Genomic DNA, 20,342 nt, shown 5'->3' on the forward strand with positions numbered 1-20,342 from the left:
AAGAGCTGCTTGTTTCATACAGATGTCATGTCTCCAAAACGACCGTTTTTGAGGCAGGTTTGCGGATCACCGGATAATCGGAATTCTGACCACGAAACCTGTCTCATTATTCGTCTTTATATTATGCCTTGTCTCAAAATGATCAATACCGTTTTGAGGACACATTCATGGCAAGACGCTCCCTGCTGACCGCGAAGACCCGCCACCAGCTGTTTGGTATCCCCGAAGATCCTGAGCAGTTGACCCGCTTCTACACCCTGAACCGGGAGGATCATGATTTGATCCGCACGCGGCGGCGTGATGAAAACCGCCTTGGCCTTGCGGTACATGTTGCGCTGCTCAGACATCCGGGTCAGGGGTGGATAGATGGCTCTGTTCTTCCCAGATCATTCATAGCGTGGCTGGCGGAGCAACTGGCTGTGTCAGGCGTCGATCTGACGGCATATGCCCAACACCGCAAAACCAGATCAGTTCATCACCAGATCGCCATGAGCCATCTCGGACTTCGCCCGTTTCAGACTGATAATATGGATACGGGTTCATCGCTGGCGCGTGAGGCGGCTTTTGCAACGGACCACGGATTGGACATTATGACTGCGCTCTGCGCGGGATTGCGTGGGCAGCATCTGGTTTTACCGAGTACAGATACGTTGGAGCGACTGGCCTTGAAAGGCCGCGCTGCGGCCCGACGACATGCCGCAACAAGTATTGTGGATGCGCTGAGTGTGGATCAACGGGCAGCATTGCAGGAATTGTTGAACAATGATCCGGGGCTTGGCCAGTCACGTTTGACCTGGCTACGCGGCTACCCACACTCCACCAGTCCAGCCAGCATGCATGCCTTACTGGCACGCATACGCTATCTCCGGGAATTGGATCTTCCGGCTGAGCTGGGCCACGACATCCATCCCGCACGGCTGGTCAAGTTCGCAAAGGAAGGTGCAGTGGCCCCTCTTAGTCTGCTGAACGATTTTGGCGAGCGCCGCCGCATTGCGACCGTTGCCGCCCAGCTTATGGACCTACAGATTAATTTGACCGATGCCGCCATCGCGATGTTCGAGCGTCTGACAGGTCAGCTATTTACGCGCTCAAGTAACAAGCAGGATCAAGTCTGGGCCATGGGAAAAGCCCGCGTCGGCCGTCTGATGCAGCTCTTTGGCGAGACGCTTGATACCATGGCGTTGGCACATGAAGCCGGAGTTGATCCCTTCAAAGCCCTAGACGGTGAGATCGGTTGGCATCGCTTGCTACAATACCGAGATGAAATCGCGACCTTTGGTGAATTGGCCACGGGTGATCCGCTGGAGCTGGCGACGGAACGCTATGCCTATATGCGCAAGTTTGCACCCGCATTTCTGGAAACATTCACATTCAGCGCACCAGAGGCCGGGCGAGATCTGCAAAAGGCCGTGACATTGCTGAGGGATCACAACATATCTGGCAAACGCAAGCTGCCAGCCGATATTCCAATGCCTTTTCCTGCCAAACATTGGTCTAAACTGATTGTTCAAGACGGTCAGCCCAAGCGCCGTATCTATGAAACCGCGGTCGTCGCCACACTGCGCGACAGGCTGCGGGCCGGGGATGTCTGGGTGGAAGGCAGTCAGGATTACCGGCGCTTTGACAGCTACCTGATCTCTCTCGCATCCGCCGACGCAGAACTGAAGAAGCTGGGGCTGGAAACGGATGTCGATGTTTGGCTGGCAGATCACCGGCATGTTTTGAATGCGAGACTGTCGGCGTTTGAGAGCAAGCTGAAGCGGGGCGTGCTCGATGGGGTGCGTCTGGAGAAAGGGCGACTTCGGATCACACCACACGAAGCTGACACGCCGACTGAAGCCTTGCGCTTGGAGCGGACCATAGATGCGATTATGCCACGCATTCGGATCACGGATTTGCTGTGGGAGGTCAACGCACAGACAGGCTTTCTGAATGCCTTCACGGACCTGCGCTCTGGTCGCAATCACGAAGACCCTGCGGTGTTGCTTGCTGCCATTTTGGCAGGCGCTAGCAATCTGGGTCTGGAACGGATGGCCTATGCCTCAAAACACATCAGCCATTCCCAACTGACCTGGGCGAATATGTGGTATCTGCGCCCGGAAACCTATTCCGATGCCTTGGCCCGACTTGTGGATGCTCACCATGAACTGCCATTTGCTGCGCATTGGGGGGAGGCTGGTGCAACCTCCTCGGACGGGCAGTTCTTTGCTGCCAACCGTGGGAGCGGTCTGATCAATGCCAAGTATGGTCCTGATCCGGGTTTGAAGATTTATTCCTTTCTGTCTGGTCGCTATGGGTCCTTCCATTCATCCGTGATTGGAGCGACAGCGGGTGAAGCGCCCTTTGTTTTAGACGGGCTGGTTGGCAACCCGATGCTGCTCAACCCACTCACCCACTACACCGATACCGGGGGCGTCTCTGATCACGTCTTCGCGCTGTTCCATTTGCTTGGTATGAAGTTTACGCCTCGCCTGCGAGACTTTCCGGATCGAAAGCTGGCTTGCTTTGGATCCCCGCGCCAATGGCCGTTTTTGGCACCGCTGATGGGCAGTTCCATCAAGGATGACGTTATTGCCCAGCACTGGGGGGATGCGATCCGGCTTGCAGGCAGTGCCAAAACCAAGGCCATCAAGCCGTCGGCAATGCTTCGAAAGCTTGGGGGATATCGTCAACAAAACCGACTCTATCTGGCTCTCGGCGAGATTGGTCGCATTGAGCGGACATTGTTCATGCTGGACTGGCTGGAAAATCACGACTTGCGGAAGGAGTGTCAGGCAGGTCTCAACAAGGGTGAGGCGCGTCACAGTTTAGCAAAGGCGGTATTCGCTCATTCCCAGGGGCGCATTTACGATCGCTCTGACGCGGCGCAACAGAAGCGCGCCATGGCGCTCAACATGGTTATCGCAGCAATCGTTTACTGGAATACACTCTATATGGAAAAGGCGGCCGACCATCTGGCCCGCCAAGGCCAGATCCCGAATCCAACCCTGCTTGGCCATACATCGCCGCTTGGATAGGCGCATGTCATCCTGACCGGTGATTTTGATTGGCATTCTGGGGCTGCTGAGCCCGAAATCTCCCGGCCATTGCACCTCAACGCGACGAGAAAGTGGGCAGGATGATGTAGAATTGTCAGTGTTCGCTCATTGTTCCGCCTTAACGGGATCCTACGAACAAACCTTCCGATTGGGCCTACGGCGCAGATCTCAAAAGGGCGCGACGTCGGCACAATCCGTGTGCGCGACGCGCAGGGTAGGGACGTGCCACACGATGTGCTCTTCGCCTTTGCGTTCCACGCGTTCTGGCCGAAGGGGAAGTGGATGCTGGGGGGCTAGGTGTGGTTCGCAATCCGCCGCGATTTCTCGACCGCCGCCTCCAGCCCTTCATGGACCACACGCTCAATCCCAGCCGCCTTCATGGTTTCAAGCCCGGCGGCCGTTGTCCCGGCATAGTCGATCATCCATTGAACCTGCTTGGCCGGTGACGGCCCTTCGGCGCCCATCTCGCTCCCCGCCGCCAAGAAGAGCTGCCGCACCGCGCGCTCGGCCACATCTGCGTCTACGCTCTGTTCCCTGGCAAAACTGATCATCGCATCCGCAAACAGCGCGACAAACCCCGGCACGGGGCCCGTGATCGCGGTAAATACATCCAGTTGTGCCTCATCCGTCAGAGCGTCCGTTTTTCCGATCGCGCCAAATAGCTCTTCCGCCACTGCACCATCGCCCTGCGCACCTGCACCCAACATGTAAGGGGAATAGGCCAACCGCCCAGCAGCTGCTGGGCTCGACATGGCCCGGATCACCCGGTCATGGCCCGCGATTTCGGCCATCTGGGCCAAACTCACCCCAGCCATAACGGACAGCACCAATTTGCCCTCGGCCCGAAGGCGCAGCGCTGTCGCATTGGCGGGTGGGACAGACAGAAGGATGGCGTCACAGGCGCCGACCATCTCGTCGATGTCCGAGACCAACCGCACCCCGTCCGGCAGATCCCCCCGAACACCGCTCCGGTTCGCCACAAGGATCTGTTCAGCCGGAAGCGCCTTGGCGCCCACCAGCCCTTGAATGATCGCGCAGCCCAATTGCCCGCTGCCTCCGATCACGCCCAAAGTCAGATCATTCAGCATCGCATCCCCCATCCTCTTGCCAGAAATACCTTGGGGTGAATGCGCGAAGCGCAGAGGGGCAACGCCCCTAACCCCTTAGCGGTTGCCGCGCCGGGTAAACATGGCCGCATCCTCGGCCGCGCGCCGGATAGCCTTCGACTTGTTCACCGTCTCTTCATATTCGGCCTCGGCATCGCTGTCATAGACAACCCCGCCACCCGCTTGAATATACAGCTTCTCGTCCTTCACGACAGCGGTGCGCAGGGCGATGCACATGTCCATATCGCCGCCCGCGCTGAAATAGCCCAAGCCGCCGCCATAGACGCCGCGTTTTTCCGGCTCCAGCTCATCGATGATCTCCATTGCGCGGACCTTTGGCGCGCCCGAGACCGTCCCCGCAGGCATCCCCGCCATAAACGCCGACAGCGCGTCCTGATCATCGGCCAACTCGCCCACCACGTTCGATACGATATGCATCACGTGGCTGTAGCGTTCGATGATGAACTCCTCGGTCGGGCGCACGGTGCCAATCTTGGACACTTTTCCCGTGTCGTTGCGCCCCAGATCCAACAGCATCAGATGCTCGGCCAGCTCTTTCTGGTCGGCCAGCAGATCGGCCTCCAGCGCTTTGTCTTCCTCGGGCGTCTTGCCGCGCGGGCGGGTGCCTGCGATGGGGCGGATGGTGACCTCGCCATCAAAAACGCGCACCAGAATTTCCGGGGACGCGCCCACGACCTGAAAGCCGCCGAAGTTGAAATAGAACATGAAGGGCGAGGGATTGGTGCGCCGCAAGCTGCGGTAAAGCGCGAAGGGTGGCAGCGGGAAGTTCTGGGTCCAGCGCTGGCTGGGCACCACCTGAAAGATGTCGCCCGCGCGGATGTATTCCTTGGCCTTTTCGACCGCCGCCAGATAGTCGGGCTTGGAGAAGTTGGACACCAGCGGACCAAGCTCTTGCGCTTCGCCCAGATCGCGCGTTTCGCCCGCCGTGCCGCGATCCAGATCACGCAGCGCGTCCATCACACGTTCGGCGGCTTGCGCATAGGCTGCTTTCGCCGTCAGACCCGAGCTAACAAACGCAGGCGAGACCAGCGTCACGTCGCCCTTCACCCCGTCCAGAACCGCCACGACCGACGGGCGCATCATCACCGCATCCGGCACGCCCAGCGGGTCGGGGTTCACATTGGGCAGATGCTCGACCAGACGGATCATGTCATAGCCCAGATAGCCAAACAGCCCGGCAGATGCCTGCGGAAGATCATCCGGCAGATCAATCGCACTTTCGGCCAGAACGGCGCGGAAGGCGTCCAGCGGGTTGCCCGGCATGTCGTCGTAGGCCTCTGCATCAAACCGCGCCATGCGGTTCACGCGGCTGGTTTCGCCCCGGCATTCCCAGATCAGGTCCGGTTTCATGCCGACGATCGAGTATCGACCGCGCACTTCGCCGCCTGTCACACTTTCCAACATGAAGCTGTCACGCCGTGCCTCGGTCAGTTTCAGCATCAGGCTGACCGGCGTGTCCAGATCCGCGGCCAAGCGCGTATAGACCACTTGGTTATTGCCAGCATTCCAACCGGCTTCGAACTCTTCAAACGAGGGCGTAAGGGCCATGTATGTCTTCCCGGTCGGAGGTTACTGGAACTGCGCGTTTACGGCGTTGATCATCGGGCGGTTCAGTTCGATCCCCGCCTTGGTCTGAACGGCGCGCGCAAAGGCGTTCTCGATGTCGATGGCGATTTCCTGCGCGGTTTGCGCGGCGAAATTGGCCTTGATCGCGGTGGCTTCGTCGCTGTTTTGGTCGACGGGTACAACCGCGTCCAGACGCACAAGGATCACACCGTCAGTCGAGGGCACGACCTGCCAGTCACCGGCGTCCATCGCGAACACTTCGGTCAGGAAGGCGGGCGGGGTGCCTTCGACAAAGGCATCGCGCTCTTGGCCTTCTTCAACCACTTCGGTCAGCCCGAGCGAGGCAAGGCTTTCGCCACCTTCCAGCGACGGGATCATGGCGCGGGCTTCCTCGGCCAGAAGCTCCAGACGCTTTTCTGCCTGCCAACCCGCTAGCACGGCCTCGGTCACTTCGGCTTGCTCCTGCACGCGCGACGGCTCCAACGCATCAACGCGCAGGGCAAAGACGCCGCCATCGGACATCAGCGTGATTTCCGGGAAGTCGCCGTCAACGGCAGCGCTCGCGGCCTCGCGGAAGGCTTCATAAGCAGCAATGCCGTCCGAGGTTTCGGCCGTCCAGTCGATCTGTTCCAGCACCATGTTGTGGCTTTCGGTGATCTCTTCCAGCGTCGCGCCACCGGCCATCAGATCATCCAGCTCGGCCACCATGTCACCCACGCGACGGCGGGCCACATCCGAGGCCAGTTCAGCGTTCAAGTCATCGCGCACGTCCTCGAACGGGGTGTTCTGGGCCACAAGGATGGCGTTCACGCGATACAGCGCCGGGCCAAGATCGCTGGGGGCAGGGCCAGCAATTCCGGTCTCGGCCAAAGCAAAGACCGCATCCCCGGCGGCACCCAGCTGGGCTTTGGATTGGTCACCCAGATCAATGTCCGACAGGGTCAGATCACGCGCGGTAACCAAGGCTTCAAAGCTGGTGTCGCCAGCCGCAATCGCGTCAGCAGCAGCCTGCGCTTCAGCTTCGGTGCCGAAGACCAGACGTTCGACCAGACGGCGCTCGGGCTGGTTGTACTGATCCTTGCGCTCGTCATAGAGCGCCTTGATCTGTGCTTCGTCCACTTCGATCTCGCTGACCAGCGACTGCGGGTCCAACCACGCATAGGTGATCTTCTTGGTCTCTGGCAGGGTAAAAGCAACAGGGTTCGCGTCATAATATGCTGTCAGCTCGGCCTCGGTCGGTTCGGGCAGGGCGGTCGCCAGCTTGGACACGGGCAGCTCGGCCCAGGTGAAGTTCCGCGCCTCGCGCGCAAACGCATAGAGCGTGTCCACATAGGTGTCGTCAGCGGCAATGCCATTGGTCACGGCAGCTTGCAGGATCTGGCGGCTGACTTCCGAGCGCAGGGATTGTTCAAAACCAGCAGCGGTCAGGCCCGACTGCTCCAGCGCAAAGCGATAGCTTTCGCGGTCGAACTGCCCATCCACACCGGCAAAGGCGGGAATGTCGACAATGCGCGCGCGCAGATGATCGTCGCCGACCGAAATCCCAAGGCGCGCGGTTTCGTCCTCAAGCGCGACAGCAGCGATCACACGGGCCAGCACCTGCTGATCCACACCGAAAGCTTGCGCCTGTTGCATGGTCAGGCGCTGACCGGTCTGCGCCTCGAACGCGTTCAGCTCGGACTGAAGCTCGCGCGAATAGCGGCGCGCATCAATCTCGGTGTCGCCCACCGTGCCAATCGACCGGCCAGAGCCTCCGAAATTCGTGGACCCGAACCCTACGAGTCCCACCATCACCAGACCCATCAGGATCCAACCGAAGGTACGAGAAGCCTTGCCAGTCGCCATGGACGCTTTCCTTTTCATCAGACTGTTAACGGGGTTTGTAGGCGGTTCATGACCGATTGCCAAGCCGCCCTGCGCAGGGGATTAGGGCTGAAATGCCGCCAGCCGGGACAAAGCGGTCTGAATGCCCGTCGCATCGATGTTGGCAAAGGCCACGCGCAACTGCTGCGCCCCGCTTTTATCGCCTTCTGGCGTGAACATCGTGCCGGGCAACGCCAGCAGGCTGGCCTGGTCGACCAAAGCTTGCGCCAACTGGTCCGAGGGCATGTCGAACGGGTGCTGCAAATAGGCAAAATACGCTCCGCAGCCCATCAATTTCCACCCGCGTTCCGCCAAGGGCGCGACGCCGTCACGCATGGACTGAGCGCGGGACAGAATCTCGATCCGTTCACCCGCCAGCCATTCGTCCAAATTGCGCAATCCCCAAAGCGCCGCGTGCTGCCCCAACTGCGCGGGGCAGATGGTGACGGTGTCCAGAAACTTCTCGATCTCTAACAGACGGGCGGGCGAGGACAGCACCGAGCCAACCCGGTGCCCGGTCAGGCGATAAGATTTCGAGAATGAATACACCTGAATGACCGTATCGTCCCAGTCGGGATCGGCCAGAAGGTCATGCGGTGCCCCGTCTTGACTGTGAAAATCGCGATAGGTCTCGTCGATGATCAGGGCAATCCCTCGGGCGCGCGCAAGATCGCGGAAGGCGGCGATCAGATCGGATGGGTACTCCACCCCGGTCGGGTTATTGGGCGTCACCAGCGCAATCGCGCGGGTGCGCGGTGTGATCAGCGCCGCGGCTTTGTCCGGATCGGGCAGCAGATCGTTCCCTGTCGCCAGCGGCACCGCCGTGATCCCTCCCATATCAAGCCACATTTTATGATTGAAATACCAGGGGGTTGGCAGAATGACCTCATCCCCTGGTGCAGCCAAAGTGCTAATCACTGCCGCAAATGCCTGATTACAGCCCGAGGTGATCGCCACATTCTGCGAAGACACGTCCGCACCATAGTGACGGTTGATGTTGAACGCCAGCTCATCGCGCAACGCGGGCAGCCCCAGAACCGGCCCATAAAGATGGGTTTCCGGCAGGCGGAGAACCGCATCTGCCATCGCCTCGCGCATTGCTTCGGGGGGCGGATCCACGGGGGCGGCCTGGCTGACATTGATCAGCGGCTGATCCGGCGCAAAACTCTTGCCCTCCAACCAGCGCCGCGCCTCCATGACCGGGGGCGAAAACGTGTTGGCAAGGTTGGGGTTCAAAAGCATCTTGGGCCTCATGCGAAAGGTTTCACACGGACCCTATCAACGACAAATGGGCGCGACAATGCATGTCTACGCCCCTTCCTCTTGCCCAAAATACCTCGGGGTGAATGCGCAAAGCGCAGAGGGGCAGCGCCCCTCAGGCTCACGACGTGAGCCACCGACACCCCCCGCAGGATCAGCCTTCCAAAACCACCAGCGCGTGACGCTTCTTGCCTGCCGACAGTTTCATCGGCTCGGCCAGATCATCCGCGCCGATCATCCGCATGTCCGTCAAGGCTTCGTCATTCACCTTGGCGCCGTTTTCCGCGATCAGACGCTTGGCTTCCTTGCCCGATTTCACCAGCCCTGCCTTCACAAACAGCTGAATGATCGAGACACCGTCGCCCAGATCGTCGGCAGACAGCGCGACGGTTGGCAGGTCGTCGCCCGTGCCGCCTTTTTCAAACACTTCGCGCGCGGTGGCTTCAGCCGCCGCCGCAGCCTCGGCGCCATGGGCCAGCGTGGTCACTTCGTTGGCCAAGATGATCTTCGCATCGTTGATCGCCTGACCTTCCAGCGCGCCCAGACGATCGCATTCTTCAATGGGCAGCTCAGTGTAAAGCTTCAGGAAGCGGCCCACATCTGCATCCGTCGTGTTGCGCCAGAACTGCCAGAATTCGTACGGCGACAGCATGTCGGCGTTCAGCCAAATCGCGCCATTCAAGGACTTGCCCATTTTCTTGCCGTCCGAGGTCGTCAGCAGCGGTGAGGTCAGGCCGAAGATTTGGCTGTCTAGAACGCGGCGGGTCAGGTCGATCCCGTTCACGATGTTGCCCCACTGGTCCGAGCCACCCATCTGCAAGAGACAGCCATAGCGGCGGTTCAGCTCGAGAAAGTCATAGGCCTGCAGGATCATGTAGTTGAACTCAAGAAAGCTCAGGCTTTGCTCGCGATCCAGGCGCGATTTCACGCTTTCAAAAGACAGCATCCGGTTGACCGAGAAATGCCGGCCAATGTCGCGCAGGAAATCGAGGTAGTTCAGATCGTCCAGCCACTCGGCGTTGTTCAGCATCAGCGCCTTGGTCGGGCCTTCGCTGTCATAATCGATATAGCTGGCAAACACCTTCTTGATGCCCGCGATGTTGTCGTCGATCTGGTCCGGCGTCAGCAGCGGACGCTCGTCCGCGCGGAAGGACGGGTCGCCCACCTTGGTCGTACCGCCGCCCATCAGGGTGATCGGCTGGTGGCCAGTCTTTTGCAACCAGCGCAGCATCATGATCTGGATCAGCGACCCGACATGCAGCGATTTTGCGGTGGCGTCAAAGCCGATATAGGCCGGCACGACACCTTCAACCAAAGCTTCGTCCAGCGATTGATAATCGGTGCAATCGGCCAGAAAGCCGCGCTCGATCATCACACGCATGAAGTCGGATTTCGGGTGGTAGGTCATCGTATTTCGGTCCATCCTATCTTTCGTTGGGCTTCCGTATAGACGGGGGCCGCCAAAAGGGAAAGAGCGTGTTGGCGATGGCGGATGAGAATGGGGCGAAGACGGGGCCGATTTGGGCGCTGGGGATGATGTCCGGCACCTCACTGGACGGTGTGGACGCAGCCCTTGTTCAGACCGACGGCACCCGCATTCATGCCTTCGGGCCGAGCGCCTATACGGACTACACCGACGCCCAGCGGGGCAATCTGCGCGCAGCTCTTGGACAGTGGCCGGACGGGCCGGATGTGGCACTCGCCGCGCAGGTCAGCGAAGCCGCGCATATCGCCTTGGCACGGACGCTGTTGGCAAAGACTTCAGCGGACCTTCTGGGCTATCACGGACAAACGCTGGCCCATGATCCAGAAGGTGGACGTACGCACCAAGCAGGCGATGGGCAGGTGCTAGCCGATATGCTGCGCGTACCTGTCATCTGGGATTTCCGCAGCGAAGATGTGGCCGAAGGCGGCGAGGGCGCACCGCTTGCCCCTTTCTTCCACCATGCCTGCGCGCGGTTCATCGGGGCGGATGCTCCTATAGCGTTCCTGAACCTCGGCGGCGTTGGCAATGTCACATGGGTGGACCCGCGCATCGATGTGCCCGAGGCACCAAGCGCCTGTATTGCCTTCGACACAGGCCCCGCGAACGCGCCGATCAACGATCTGATGTTGGCGCGGCGCGGTGTGGCTTTGGATCAAGGCGGCGCATTGGCGCTGTCTGGCCGGTCCGACGAGGGCATCGTGCAGGCCTTCTTGGACCACCCGTATTTCACCCGCCAACCGCCCAAATCGCTCGACCGGGACCAGTTTCCAGATCTGCTGCCCGCAGTGGCTGCGCTGTCCGACGCAGATGCCGCCCGCACGCTGGCCGCCTGCGCTGCCGAAGCCGTCGCCCAAGGCATGACCCATTGCCCAAGCGCGCCCACACGGCTTTTGGTCACCGGCGGTGGACGCAAGAACGCAGCCATCATGCAGGAACTCTTTGCGCGTCTGTCCGTGCCTGTGCAGGATATCGACGACACGGGGCTGGACGGAGACATGCTGGAAGCGCAGGCCTTTGCCTATCTTGCTGTACGCGTCGCGCGCGGGCTGCCGACATCGGGGCCGAGCACGACAGGCGTTGCCGCTCCGGTCGGGGGCGGCAAACTCTCTAACCCCAAAAACAGCTGAAATACGGGCTTAGGTGCGCGCGACGGTGGCCTTGTCACCATAGAAGGCCACATGGCCCTTGATCTGCTCAAGATCCTCGATCGGGGCGTCATAGGACCAGGCCGCATCCTCGATCACAGTCGATTTCGTCTGGATCGAGAAATGCTTCGCCTCGCCCTTGTAGGGGCAAGTGGTGACGGTCGCGCTGTCGTCCAGAAACGCCATCGCGATGTCGCCACGCGGGAAATAGATCACAGGCGGCAGATCGCCTTCCTTCACCTCAAGGGCGTCTTGGCTTTCCCCGATCACGGCGCCCCCGGCACGTACGGTCCATTTGCCTTCAGCGGCGCGAATGATGATGTTGTCGGTCATTGATCTTCTTTCCCCGTACGATTTTGCGGCACCCTAACAGATCTTGTGTAAAAAGCGCGTGTCAAATTGGCGCGCAAGCACCTTTCAACCATTGCAACGCAGCGTCAGACACCTGTGACCCCAGCAATTCCAGTGTTTTGGCGTGATAGGCATTCAGCCACGCGCGTTCCTCACCTGACAGCATCTCGGTAATCATCAACGAGGTGTCGACGGGCACATATGTAAGTGTTTCAAGGCTCAGCATCTCGCGTTCGCGGTCGCCGCCCGGCGGTGTCGGAGCTTTCTGCACAACCACAAGGTTTTCCAGCCGAATACCGAAGGCGCCGTTGCGGTAATACCCCGGTTCGTTGGACAGGATCATGCCCGGCAAAAGCTCGGTATCCGAGATCGGAGAGAACCGCTGCGGCCCTTCATGGACCGACAGATAGGCGCCGACGCCATGCCCGGTGCCGTGATTGAAATCCTGATGCGCAGCCCAAAGAGGGTAACGTGCGATCGGGTCTAGATCGCGGCCTGTGCGGCCCTTCGGAAAATAGGTACGCGACAAGGCAACCATGCCCTGCAACACACGAGTATAGCAGCGTTTTTCCTCGTCTCCGATCTCGCCCACGCGCAAGACACGGGTGATGTCCGTCGTGCCATCGCGATACTGCCCACCGCTGTCCAGAACCACCAGATTGCCGTCTTCCAAGGGGCGGTTCGTATCCTCGGTCACACGGTAATGCATGATTGCGCCATTGGGGCCGGCGCCGGCGATGGTCTCGAACGAGATGTCCATCAGCGCATTTGTGGCGCGGCGTTTTTCTTCCAACTGTGTGACCAAATCAATCTCGGTCAGGCTGGTCTTGTCGCTGGCCTCAAACCACGCCAGAAACTCGACCACCGCAGCCGCATCGCGCAGGTGCGCGGCACGGGCGCCTTTCAGCTCGGTCGGGTTCTTCTGCGCCTTGGGCAGGATCGCGGGATCTTCGGCCCAGTCGATCTGGATCCCGGCTTCCGACAAGATTTGCCAGACCGCATAAGGGGCCGACGCACGGTCCACGCGCACCGGGCCGTCCAGACGTTTGAGCGCAGTTTGAAAATCGCGGATCGGGTGCAGCGAGACATCCGCATCGAACGGAGCTTCGACCGCCCGGCCATCCGTGGCGAAAAACTGGACCGAAGCATCGTCGCCCAAGATCGCAAAACCTTGCACCACGGGGATGCAGGGGATGTCGTTGCCCCGGATATTCAGAAGCCACGCAATGCTGTCGGACAGCGTGATGGCGCAGGCCTTCTGACCCTTAGCCAATAGCTCGTCCGCCAACTCGCCCCGTTTCGCTGCGCTGGATTGCCCTGCGAATTCAAGGGGCTGCTCGATGATCTTGCCGCTGGGTGGGGCAGGGCGGTCCTCCCAAATCTGGTCGATGAGATTGTCGGTGGGCACCAGCGTGACACCAGTGCCATCCAGAGCTTTCTCGATCCTTTCGATCTCGGATTTCGTATGCAGCCACGGGTCAAACCCGATCCGCGCTTTGCCCGAGATCTGTTCCTTCAGCCAATCACCCGGCTGAACCTCGGGCCAATCGACAGGTGAGAAAGCGGTCATATCGGCTTGTTCACGCACCTGAACGCGATAGCGTCCATCCACGAAAACACCAGCCACACTTTTCAGCGCAATGCAGAACCCGGCCGAGCCCGTAAACCCAGTCAGCCACGCAAGCCGGGCGTCACAGTCCGCAACATACTCACCTTGATGCGCATCCGCGCGCGGCACAAAGAACCCGTCCAATCCTTTCATCCCCATCGCGCGGCGCAGGCGGTCCAAACGGGCGGCCCCTTTGCTTGGATCGGCGGTGGTGGTGAAGCTCTGGAACATCGAGGTCTCCGAAATCGGTTTGCGCACTAAAAAACACGCCCGCGGAGGGCGGGCGCGTGTTGGGCGCAACATGCCGCGAAACGGGCGCGGTGAAAAGGGGGTAAAGCGTTTCGATTTCAACCCTTCACGGGGGAAAACGAAACGCAGCGCGAGGTATCAATGTGGCGTGCGTTTTGCGATAAACCTGTAGCTCAAGTTTATCGCAAAACGCTTTAGATGGCTTTCTTGATCCCCATGACGCGGGCACGGGCACGCGGATCGCTGTCGAAAAGCGCGGCAAGCTGTTCGGTGATCGCCCCGGCCAGTTGTTCTGCATCGGTGATCGTGACGGCGCGTTCATAGTACCTCGTCACGTCATGGCCGATCCCGATGGCCAGAAGCTCGACCTGTTTGCGCTTCTCGACCATCTCGATCACATCGCGCAGGTGTTTTTCCAGATAATTCGCGGGGTTCACGGACAGAGTTGAATCGTCCACCGGAGCACCATCGGAAATCACCATCAGGATCTTACGCTGCTCGGGCCGCGCCACGATCCGGCGGTGCGCCCATTCCAGCGCCTCGCCGTCGATGTTTTCCTTCAACAGGCCCTCTTTCATCATCAGGCCCAGATTGTCCCGCGTGCGGCGCATTGGGGCATCGGCCTGTTTATAGATGATGTGGCGCAGATCGTTCAGACGGCCCGGCTGTTGCGGACGGCCATCGGCGAGCCATTTCTCGCGCGCAAGGCCACCTTTCCAGGCACGGGTGGTGAAGCCCAGAACCTCGACCTTCACCTGGCAGCGTTCTAGCGTGCGCGACAGAACGTCAGCACAGATCGCCGCGATCGAAATCGGGCGTCCGCGCATCGAGCCCGAGTTGTCCAAAAGCAGCGTCACAACCGTGTCACGGAATTCAGTGTCTTTTTCCTGCTTGAAGGACAGGGGCGTCGTGGGGTTCGCGACCACACGGGCCAGACGGCCTGCGTCCAGAATGCCTTCTTCAAGGTCAAACAGCCACGAACGGTTCTGCTGGGCCTGCAACCGGCGCTGCAGCTTGTTCGCCAAACGCGACACAGCGCCCTTCAAAGGCTCTAGCTGTTGGTCCAGATAGGCGCGCAGGCGTTCCAACTCGGCAGGCTCGGCCAGATCTTCGGCCATGACCTCTTCGTCGTGCTCATTGTGGAAAACCAGATAATCCGGGTCCGCATCCGATGCGGGCTGAGGCGTCGGCGGCTCGGGCGGGGCGTCCGCGTCAGGCATTTCCGCCTCTTCGCCCACCTCATCCTCGGCCATGTCATCAAGGGTGACCTGCGCCTCGGACGGATCCATCTGCTCGTCTTGCGAGCGTTCGGGATCGGCGTCAGCCTCTTCTTCGTCCTGAGACTGCTCCGAGTTCGGATCGTCCTGCGCCTCGTCGTCTTCGGGCTGGGCCTCGTCCTCGGTGTCCTCGTCGTCGGCATCCGGGTCATCGCCCAGCTGGTCGCCATAGCCCAGATCCTCGATGATCTGGCGGGCAAAACGCGAGAACGCCTGCTGATCAGCCAAAGCGCCGGTCAGGTCGTCCAGATGTTCGCCACATTGCGCTTCGATGAAATCGCGCCACAGACCCATCACGTTGTCGGCAGCCGTGGGCAGATCACGCCCCGTCGCCAGATGGCGCATTAGGTATCCGGCGGCGACGGGTAGGGGGGCGTCGGCGGCGGCGGTGATCTGGTCATAGCCCAGACGTTCGGCCTCGTGCCCGATCTTGGCGTCGATATTGCCCGCTGTTCCTGGCATGTCGCGGGCCCCCAACGCCTCGCAGCGGGCGGTTTCCATCGCGTCATAGATCTCGCGCGCCATGTTGCCCGCGGGGGCGTATTTCGCAAAGGTCGCTTCGTCGTGATAGCGCAGCTTCATGGCATAGGCATCCGCCGTGCCACGGGCCAACAACACCTCGTCCTTGGTCATCCGCCGCGTGACCTGAGGCAGGCGCATCGCGTCGCGGCTAACACCCGAGGGGTCCACCGTAAAGCTGACCGACAGCTCTGGCTCGTCGGCAAGCGTCTTCGTCGCCTCAGCCAGCGCTTTCTTGAACGGATCAGCGGGGTTATCGGTGGGTTTTTTCATTCTATTGGCCTATCGATCCACGGTTCAACGCGTCATCGCGATGAGGGCGGTGAAGACCCGCGGGGTGGCGCGTAAGCGCCGCCCCATGGGGGCGGGTCGGCGCTGCCCGGTCTGTCGACCGGGCGGTGCAATCTGATATCAATCGCTTGGAAGTCACCCCAAGCTCATGCTCACCGCGCTCTCTGGCAGTTCCTCGTCGAAGCAACGCTGATAGAACTCAGCCACGATCTGGCGCTCCAGCTCGTCGCATTTGTTCAGGAACGACAGGCGGAAGGCATAGCCGACCGAGCGGAAGATGGATGCGTTTTGCGCCCAGTTGATCACGGTTCGCGGGCTCATCACCGTCGACAGATCGCCGTTCATGAAGGCCGTGCGGGTCAGGTCCGCAACGGTGACCATCTGGCTGACGGTCTGGCGACCGGACTCGGTGTTCAGGAACGGGTTCTTCGCCAGCACGATGTTGGTTTCCGCGTCGTGCGACAGATAGTTCAAAGTGGCGACCAGCGACCAGCGGTCCATCTGGGCTTGGTTGATCTGCTGCACGCCGTGATACAGCCCCGTTGTGTCGCCCAGACCCACGGTGTTCGCGGTGGCAAACAGGCGGAAGGACGGGTGGGGGGTGATGACCTCGTTCTGGTCCAGAAGGGTCAGCTTGCCGTCATGTTCCAACACACGCTGGATGACGAACATCACGTCCGCACGACCCGCATCGTATTCGTCGAACACAATGGCCGTGGGGTTGCGCAAAGCCCAAGGCAGAATGCCTTCCTGAAACTCGGTCACCTGCATGCCGTCTTTCAGCTTGATGGCATCCTTACCGATCAGGTCAATCCGGCTGATGTGGCTATCAAGGTTCACACGCACGGCGGGCCAGTTCAGACGAGCCGCAACCTGTTCGATATGGGTCGATTTACCCGTCCCGTGATAGCCCTGAACCATCACCCGGCGGTTGTGCGAGAAGCCCGCCAGAATGGCCAGCGTTGTGTCCGGATCGAACTTATAGGTGCTGTCGATTTCCGGCACGCGGTCGGTGCGCTCGGCAAAGCCCTTCACGATCATATCGCTGTCGATGCCGAAAACCTCGCGCACCGAAATATCTTCGGTCGGTTTCGCGTTCATATCCAGAGTGCCGTCTGCCATGTGGAGGATCCTTCTGCCGCGCGCCCCATTGCGCGCTCATATCTAGTGTTACGGACGTGATGCCCGATGTGGATCACTCGTGCAAGGGGAAGCGGGGGGAAAAGCTGACGCTGGGCAAAGCTGGCCCTAATGACGTTGCGTGTCTGGTCTGACCGTTTGGTCAAAAAATCAGCTTTTGAAGAGGGCGGTTGCGCCCCCTTTAAGTTGTTTGAGTATGGCTATCACGCGGGATAGGCCCAGCTAGCGCTTACTTGAAGCTACGGCTTTCCTTGATCTGATCCCAGGCCCAGCGAACCTCTTGCAGTTGCTCTTCCTGCGACCGGTCACCACCGTTCATATCCGGGTGCAGCACCTTGATCAGCTTCTTATAGGACTTGCGGATCTCGGCCTTGGTCCAGTGATCCTTGGCTTCCAGAATGTCGATTGCGCGGCGTTCCGTGGGCGGCAACTTGCGGGTGCCGGTGATCGACTTGCCGGGGTTCTGCGTGGCGTTGGCGCCCAGAACCTGATGCGGGTCGTCCACGCCCAGACGGGCCCAAGCGCGCTGTTCGTCCTTGGTTCCGAAGGGCTTGGTTTCGCGTTCCCATACGCGGTCCTTGTCAGCCTGTTCGTTCATCTCTTCTTCGGTGGCACCGTCAAAGAAATTCCACTTGAGGTTATACTCGCGCACATGCTCCTTACAGAACCATTTGAACTCGTCCAAATGATCGGGCGAGCGGGGCGCGCGGTACTGGCCGGCCTCATTGCAGCCGGGGTGTTCGCACACACGTTTCGAAGTCTCGAACGCACCAGACATCCCACGCTTGCCGCGCGGATTGCGTTTCTTGGCCGCAGAGACCGACATGTCAAAACCAAAAGGATCGTCGTTGGGCATCTTATTCTACTCTTTTCGACTCGGACCCGAGAGTTTAGTGCTTTTTCACCGGGATTGAAGAGGGAACGGACAAGAAATGAACAGATCAGAACGAATTCATCAGGCGCTGAACGCGGTGTTTGCCCCGGAACATCTTGAAGTCATTGATGAAAGCGAACAGCATCGCGGTCACGCCGGGTATCAAGACGGTGGTGAAAGCCATTTTCGCGTGATCATCCGTGCGCCACAATTCGCCGATATGTCCCGGATCGCGCGCCATCGCGCCGTGCACAAAGCTCTAGGCGCAGATCTGGTGTCCGAGATCCACGCCCTGGCGCTTGAAATCTCCGGCTAAACAGGCTTAGCGGTCGTCGCGGTCAACGCTGGGGGCCGCATCGCTGGGGTCGTTCGCCTCTGTGGCGGACGGCAAGCTTGGCGCGTTGTTTTCCTCGGTGTCCTCGTCGGCGACCGCCGTCACGGCAGCGAAATCTGCATCTGCGGCTTGTTCGTCGGTCCGATCTTCGGCGGGGCGGCGGAAGACCAGCATGTTCTGATACACGGTGGTGCGCCCCGTCAGGCCCGAGCGCTCTTCGCTGGGCAGCGTATCGGTGCGCAGATATTCCCAGCCTTCTGCACTGGCCTCGTTCAGGACCTCTTGAATGGCAAGGGCGAAACGGGCCTCGGATCCTTTGACGCCACGGGCTTTCTTGCCTTTGCGCGGGGCGGGGATCACTTGGTATTCGTAGATCGTCATGGACTGACCTTTTCAATTTGTCCGGCTTTAGGCCGTATAAACGGTTTTCGGCCTAGGGGCCAAGAGGGGGATGCGTGGGTGGCGGATTGCCCCTGTCTGGTTAGCCCACCAGACGCGGGGGTGCGTCCTGCTTCAAGGCAGCGGCCTCGGCACGCGACAGCTGTTCGCCTTGCTTGCGCTTCAACAGCACCTCGCGGGCGCGGGCGTATTCGTCGCCTTGCCAGAAGATCAGGCAGCCGTTGCAGCCTTTACCACAGCAGCCATCGGCGCCCACACGGTTGGTTTTCAGGCGGGTCTCGCGGCCATCGGCGGCAATCGCGTCCGCCAGATCATCGCGGCGCTTTTCATAGGCTTTCGTGTTCTCTTTGCCCGACATTTCAAGCCCTTGCGTTAGCTTGTCAAAGCGGATGCGCTTCCATTGCTCGTCCGTCAGCGCCTTTTCTTTGCGCAACACGGTAAAGGCGGGGAAGCGGGCCTTCAGATCGTCCAGATCCTCGTGATCGAACAGGGCGAAGGGCACGCGGATGGTGGTTTTGGTGCTGCCATGGACGACGTCTTTGATGTCGCCCTTGTGGTAGTCCTCGAACTCGTACATCCGCAGCAAAACTGTCTCGCGCGCGATGGGCGAGATGAATTCCAGCACCTCACCGGCCTCCAGCTTGTTCTTCACTTCGACCAGGAACGCATCCTCGGTCACATCCGTCACAACGCCCGCATATTCCCACTGTGCCAGCGATGCGGTGTGCTCGTAGTCATGGGCATAGTTGGTCAGGCGCCCCTCGTGGAAGGCCAGCGTATAGCCACGGTTTCCAACGGCCTCCAGCTCGCGCATATAGGGTTTCGGATCCCAGTTTTCCGGGTCCGCGTAATAGTCATCAATCGCCATGCGATAGGCGCGGGCGACGATGGCGCAGTAGTACTCAGACTTGCCACGCCCTTCGACCTTCAGGCTATCGACGCCGATCTTCAGATACTCGTCCAGCTTCGGCATGATGCACAGATCGCGCGAGTTCAGGATGTAGGACCCGCGTCCGTCTTCCTCGATCGGCATGAATTCACCGGGGCGGCAGCCTTCTTCCAGCAGAAACTCGAACATATCGGCGTTGTCTTCGGTGATGTTCAGGTCTTCGATCGTGCCGTCTTTCAGACGCATCCGAACACCATAGTTCCAACGGCACGAGTTCGCGCAGTTGCCTTGGTTCGCGCCGCGTTCGGCCATGAAGTTGGACAGCAGACAACGACCCGAATAGGTCATGCACATAGCGCCGTGAACGAAGGCTTCCAGCTTCACATCTGGGCATTCTTCGCGGATTTCCACCAGCTCGGGGTAGGACACTTCACGGGCCAGAACGACCAGTTCGGCCCCCTGATCTTCCCAGAATTTCACCGACAGCCACGAACAGACATTGGCCTGCGTCGAGATATGTAGCGGCAGCTCCGGCGCGCGGGTCTTTACATACTGAAACACGCCGGGATCCGCGATGATCAGCCCGTCGGGCTTCACCTTGCGCACTGTGTCGATATATTCGTCCAGCTTCGGAATGTCTTTGTTATGGCTAAACAGGTTCAGCGTCAGATAGGCGCGGCGGCCGTGATCGTGGCAGAACTGAACGCCCTCGATCACCTCTTCCAGCGAGAATTGCGACTTGGTGCGCAGCGACATATCCGGCGTCCCCAGATACACCGCGTCCGCGCCATACAGCACGGCCATTTTCAGTTTCCGCAGGTTGCCCGCAGGCATCAAAAGCTCTGACCGGCGTTCCATATTCTGTTCCGTCATCTTATCACCCGTGTGTTCGCGCAGTCGCGGGTTAGAGAAATGGCAAAGGCCC

The 20,342-nt window shown here is 60.1% G+C and carries 15 protein-coding genes; 3 read left to right on the top strand and 12 right to left on the bottom strand.

Features of this window, described 5'->3' with window-relative positions; genetic code table 11:
* Window positions 1-128 precede the first annotated feature (128 nt).
* On the top strand, window positions 129-3,017 hold the full coding sequence (locus EOL43_RS09780; protein WP_240686518.1) for a Tn3 family transposase: 2,889 nt from the start codon (window positions 129-131) through the stop codon (window positions 3,015-3,017).
* 314 nt (window positions 3,018-3,331) lie between these two features.
* Here the strand turns inward: EOL43_RS09780 and EOL43_RS09790 are convergent, their stop codons facing one another.
* The 5 genes from EOL43_RS09790 to tyrS all read right to left on the bottom strand — a co-directional run bounded on the left by EOL43_RS09790 (window position 3,332) and on the right by tyrS (window position 10,262).
* The gene (locus tag EOL43_RS09790) at window positions 3,332-4,126 is read right to left on the bottom strand and encodes a pyrroline-5-carboxylate reductase family protein (RefSeq protein ID WP_133488038.1); all 795 of its coding nucleotides are present in this window, start codon (window positions 4,124-4,126) and stop codon (window positions 3,332-3,334) included.
* A 75-nt stretch (window positions 4,127-4,201) separates the two neighbouring features.
* A complete protein-coding gene (trpE, locus tag EOL43_RS09795) occupies window positions 4,202-5,713 on the bottom strand; it encodes an anthranilate synthase component I (RefSeq protein ID WP_133488040.1) in 1,512 nt (503 codons plus the stop codon).
* Between the two features lie 21 nt (window positions 5,714-5,734).
* Window positions 5,735-7,576, bottom strand: coding sequence for a peptidyl-prolyl cis-trans isomerase (locus EOL43_RS09800; RefSeq protein ID WP_133488042.1), 1,842 nt, complete (start codon window positions 7,574-7,576; stop codon window positions 5,735-5,737).
* Between the two features lie 81 nt (window positions 7,577-7,657).
* Window positions 7,658-8,848 (bottom strand): aminotransferase, encoded by a 1,191-nt coding sequence (locus EOL43_RS09805; RefSeq protein WP_240686519.1) that lies wholly within the window; start codon window positions 8,846-8,848, stop codon window positions 7,658-7,660.
* A 160-nt stretch (window positions 8,849-9,008) separates the two neighbouring features.
* Complete coding sequence (gene tyrS / locus EOL43_RS09810; protein ID WP_133488828.1) at window positions 9,009-10,262, bottom strand: tyrosine--tRNA ligase; 1,254 nt, start codon at window positions 10,260-10,262, stop codon at window positions 9,009-9,011.
* 77 nt (window positions 10,263-10,339) lie between these two features.
* Between tyrS and EOL43_RS09815 the strand changes: the two genes are divergently transcribed.
* Complete coding sequence (locus EOL43_RS09815; protein WP_133488043.1) at window positions 10,340-11,467, top strand: anhydro-N-acetylmuramic acid kinase; 1,128 nt, start codon at window positions 10,340-10,342, stop codon at window positions 11,465-11,467.
* A gap of 9 nt (window positions 11,468-11,476) precedes the next feature.
* Here the strand turns inward: EOL43_RS09815 and EOL43_RS09820 are convergent, their stop codons facing one another.
* From EOL43_RS09820 to EOL43_RS09840, 5 genes are all read right to left on the bottom strand, one after another.
* Window positions 11,477-11,818, bottom strand: coding sequence for a DUF427 domain-containing protein (locus EOL43_RS09820; protein ID WP_133488045.1), 342 nt, complete (start codon window positions 11,816-11,818; stop codon window positions 11,477-11,479).
* A 61-nt stretch (window positions 11,819-11,879) separates the two neighbouring features.
* Complete coding sequence (locus EOL43_RS09825) at window positions 11,880-13,676, bottom strand: aminopeptidase P family protein (RefSeq protein ID WP_133488047.1); 1,797 nt, start codon at window positions 13,674-13,676, stop codon at window positions 11,880-11,882.
* A 212-nt stretch (window positions 13,677-13,888) separates the two neighbouring features.
* Window positions 13,889-15,763: a cobaltochelatase subunit CobT gene (gene cobT, locus EOL43_RS09830; RefSeq protein ID WP_133488049.1), complete on the bottom strand. Its 1,875-nt coding sequence runs from the start codon at window positions 15,761-15,763 to the stop codon at window positions 13,889-13,891.
* 153 nt (window positions 15,764-15,916) lie between these two features.
* A complete protein-coding gene (gene cobS, locus EOL43_RS09835; protein WP_133488051.1) occupies window positions 15,917-16,903 on the bottom strand; it encodes a cobaltochelatase subunit CobS in 987 nt (328 codons plus the stop codon).
* 247 nt (window positions 16,904-17,150) lie between these two features.
* On the bottom strand, window positions 17,151-17,777 hold the full coding sequence (locus EOL43_RS09840; protein WP_133488053.1) for a DnaJ domain-containing protein: 627 nt from the start codon (window positions 17,775-17,777) through the stop codon (window positions 17,151-17,153).
* Between the two features lie 76 nt (window positions 17,778-17,853).
* On the opposite strand from EOL43_RS09840, the gene EOL43_RS09845 reads away from it, so the two are divergent.
* The gene (locus EOL43_RS09845; protein WP_133488055.1) at window positions 17,854-18,111 is read left to right on the top strand and encodes a BolA family protein; all 258 of its coding nucleotides are present in this window, start codon (window positions 17,854-17,856) and stop codon (window positions 18,109-18,111) included.
* 6 nt (window positions 18,112-18,117) lie between these two features.
* Here EOL43_RS09845 and EOL43_RS09850 read toward each other — a convergent pair whose 3' ends face one another.
* Window positions 18,118-18,510 carry a DUF4177 domain-containing protein gene (locus tag EOL43_RS09850; RefSeq protein ID WP_133488058.1) on the bottom strand — a complete coding sequence of 131 codons (393 nt, stop codon included), beginning with the start codon at window positions 18,508-18,510 and terminating at the stop codon, window positions 18,118-18,120.
* 100 nt (window positions 18,511-18,610) lie between these two features.
* Window positions 18,611-20,290 carry a U32 family peptidase C-terminal domain-containing protein gene (locus EOL43_RS09855; RefSeq protein ID WP_240686520.1) on the bottom strand — a complete coding sequence of 560 codons (1,680 nt, stop codon included), beginning with the start codon at window positions 20,288-20,290 and terminating at the stop codon, window positions 18,611-18,613.
* Window positions 20,291-20,342: the final 52 nt, after the last annotated feature.

Origin of the sequence: Aliiroseovarius marinus, from assembly GCF_004360145.1 — a bacterium.
Taxonomy (GTDB): Bacteria; Pseudomonadota; Alphaproteobacteria; order Rhodobacterales; family Rhodobacteraceae; genus Aliiroseovarius; species Aliiroseovarius marinus.

Excerpts from the sequence above, each read along its gene's own strand:
- EOL43_RS09845 (WP_133488055.1), top strand. The coding sequence starts at position 17,854 with ATGAACAGATCAGAACGAATTCATCAGGCGCTGAACGCGGTGTTTGCC.
- EOL43_RS09850 (WP_133488058.1), bottom strand. The coding sequence starts at position 18,510 with ATGACGATCTACGAATACCAAGTGATCCCCGCCCCGCGCAAAGGCAAG.
- EOL43_RS09840 (WP_133488053.1), bottom strand. The coding sequence starts at position 17,777 with ATGCCCAACGACGATCCTTTTGGTTTTGACATGTCGGTCTCTGCGGCC.
- EOL43_RS09820 (WP_133488045.1), bottom strand. The coding sequence starts at position 11,818 with ATGACCGACAACATCATCATTCGCGCCGCTGAAGGCAAATGGACCGTA.
- cobT (WP_133488049.1), bottom strand. The coding sequence starts at position 15,763 with ATGAAAAAACCCACCGATAACCCCGCTGATCCGTTCAAGAAAGCGCTG.
- trpE (WP_133488040.1), bottom strand. The coding sequence starts at position 5,713 with ATGGCCCTTACGCCCTCGTTTGAAGAGTTCGAAGCCGGTTGGAATGCT.
- EOL43_RS09790 (WP_133488038.1), bottom strand. The coding sequence starts at position 4,126 with ATGCTGAATGATCTGACTTTGGGCGTGATCGGAGGCAGCGGGCAATTG.
- EOL43_RS09800 (WP_133488042.1), bottom strand. The coding sequence starts at position 7,576 with ATGGCGACTGGCAAGGCTTCTCGTACCTTCGGTTGGATCCTGATGGGT.
- EOL43_RS09805 (WP_240686519.1), bottom strand. The coding sequence starts at position 8,848 with ATGAGGCCCAAGATGCTTTTGAACCCCAACCTTGCCAACACGTTTTCG.
- cobS (WP_133488051.1), bottom strand. The coding sequence starts at position 16,903 with ATGGCAGACGGCACTCTGGATATGAACGCGAAACCGACCGAAGATATT.
- EOL43_RS09825 (WP_133488047.1), bottom strand. The coding sequence starts at position 13,676 with ATGTTCCAGAGCTTCACCACCACCGCCGATCCAAGCAAAGGGGCCGCC.
- EOL43_RS09815 (WP_133488043.1), top strand. The coding sequence starts at position 10,340 with ATGGCGGATGAGAATGGGGCGAAGACGGGGCCGATTTGGGCGCTGGGG.
- EOL43_RS09855 (WP_240686520.1), bottom strand. The coding sequence starts at position 20,290 with ATGACGGAACAGAATATGGAACGCCGGTCAGAGCTTTTGATGCCTGCG.
- tyrS (WP_133488828.1), bottom strand. The coding sequence starts at position 10,262 with ATGACCTACCACCCGAAATCCGACTTCATGCGTGTGATGATCGAGCGC.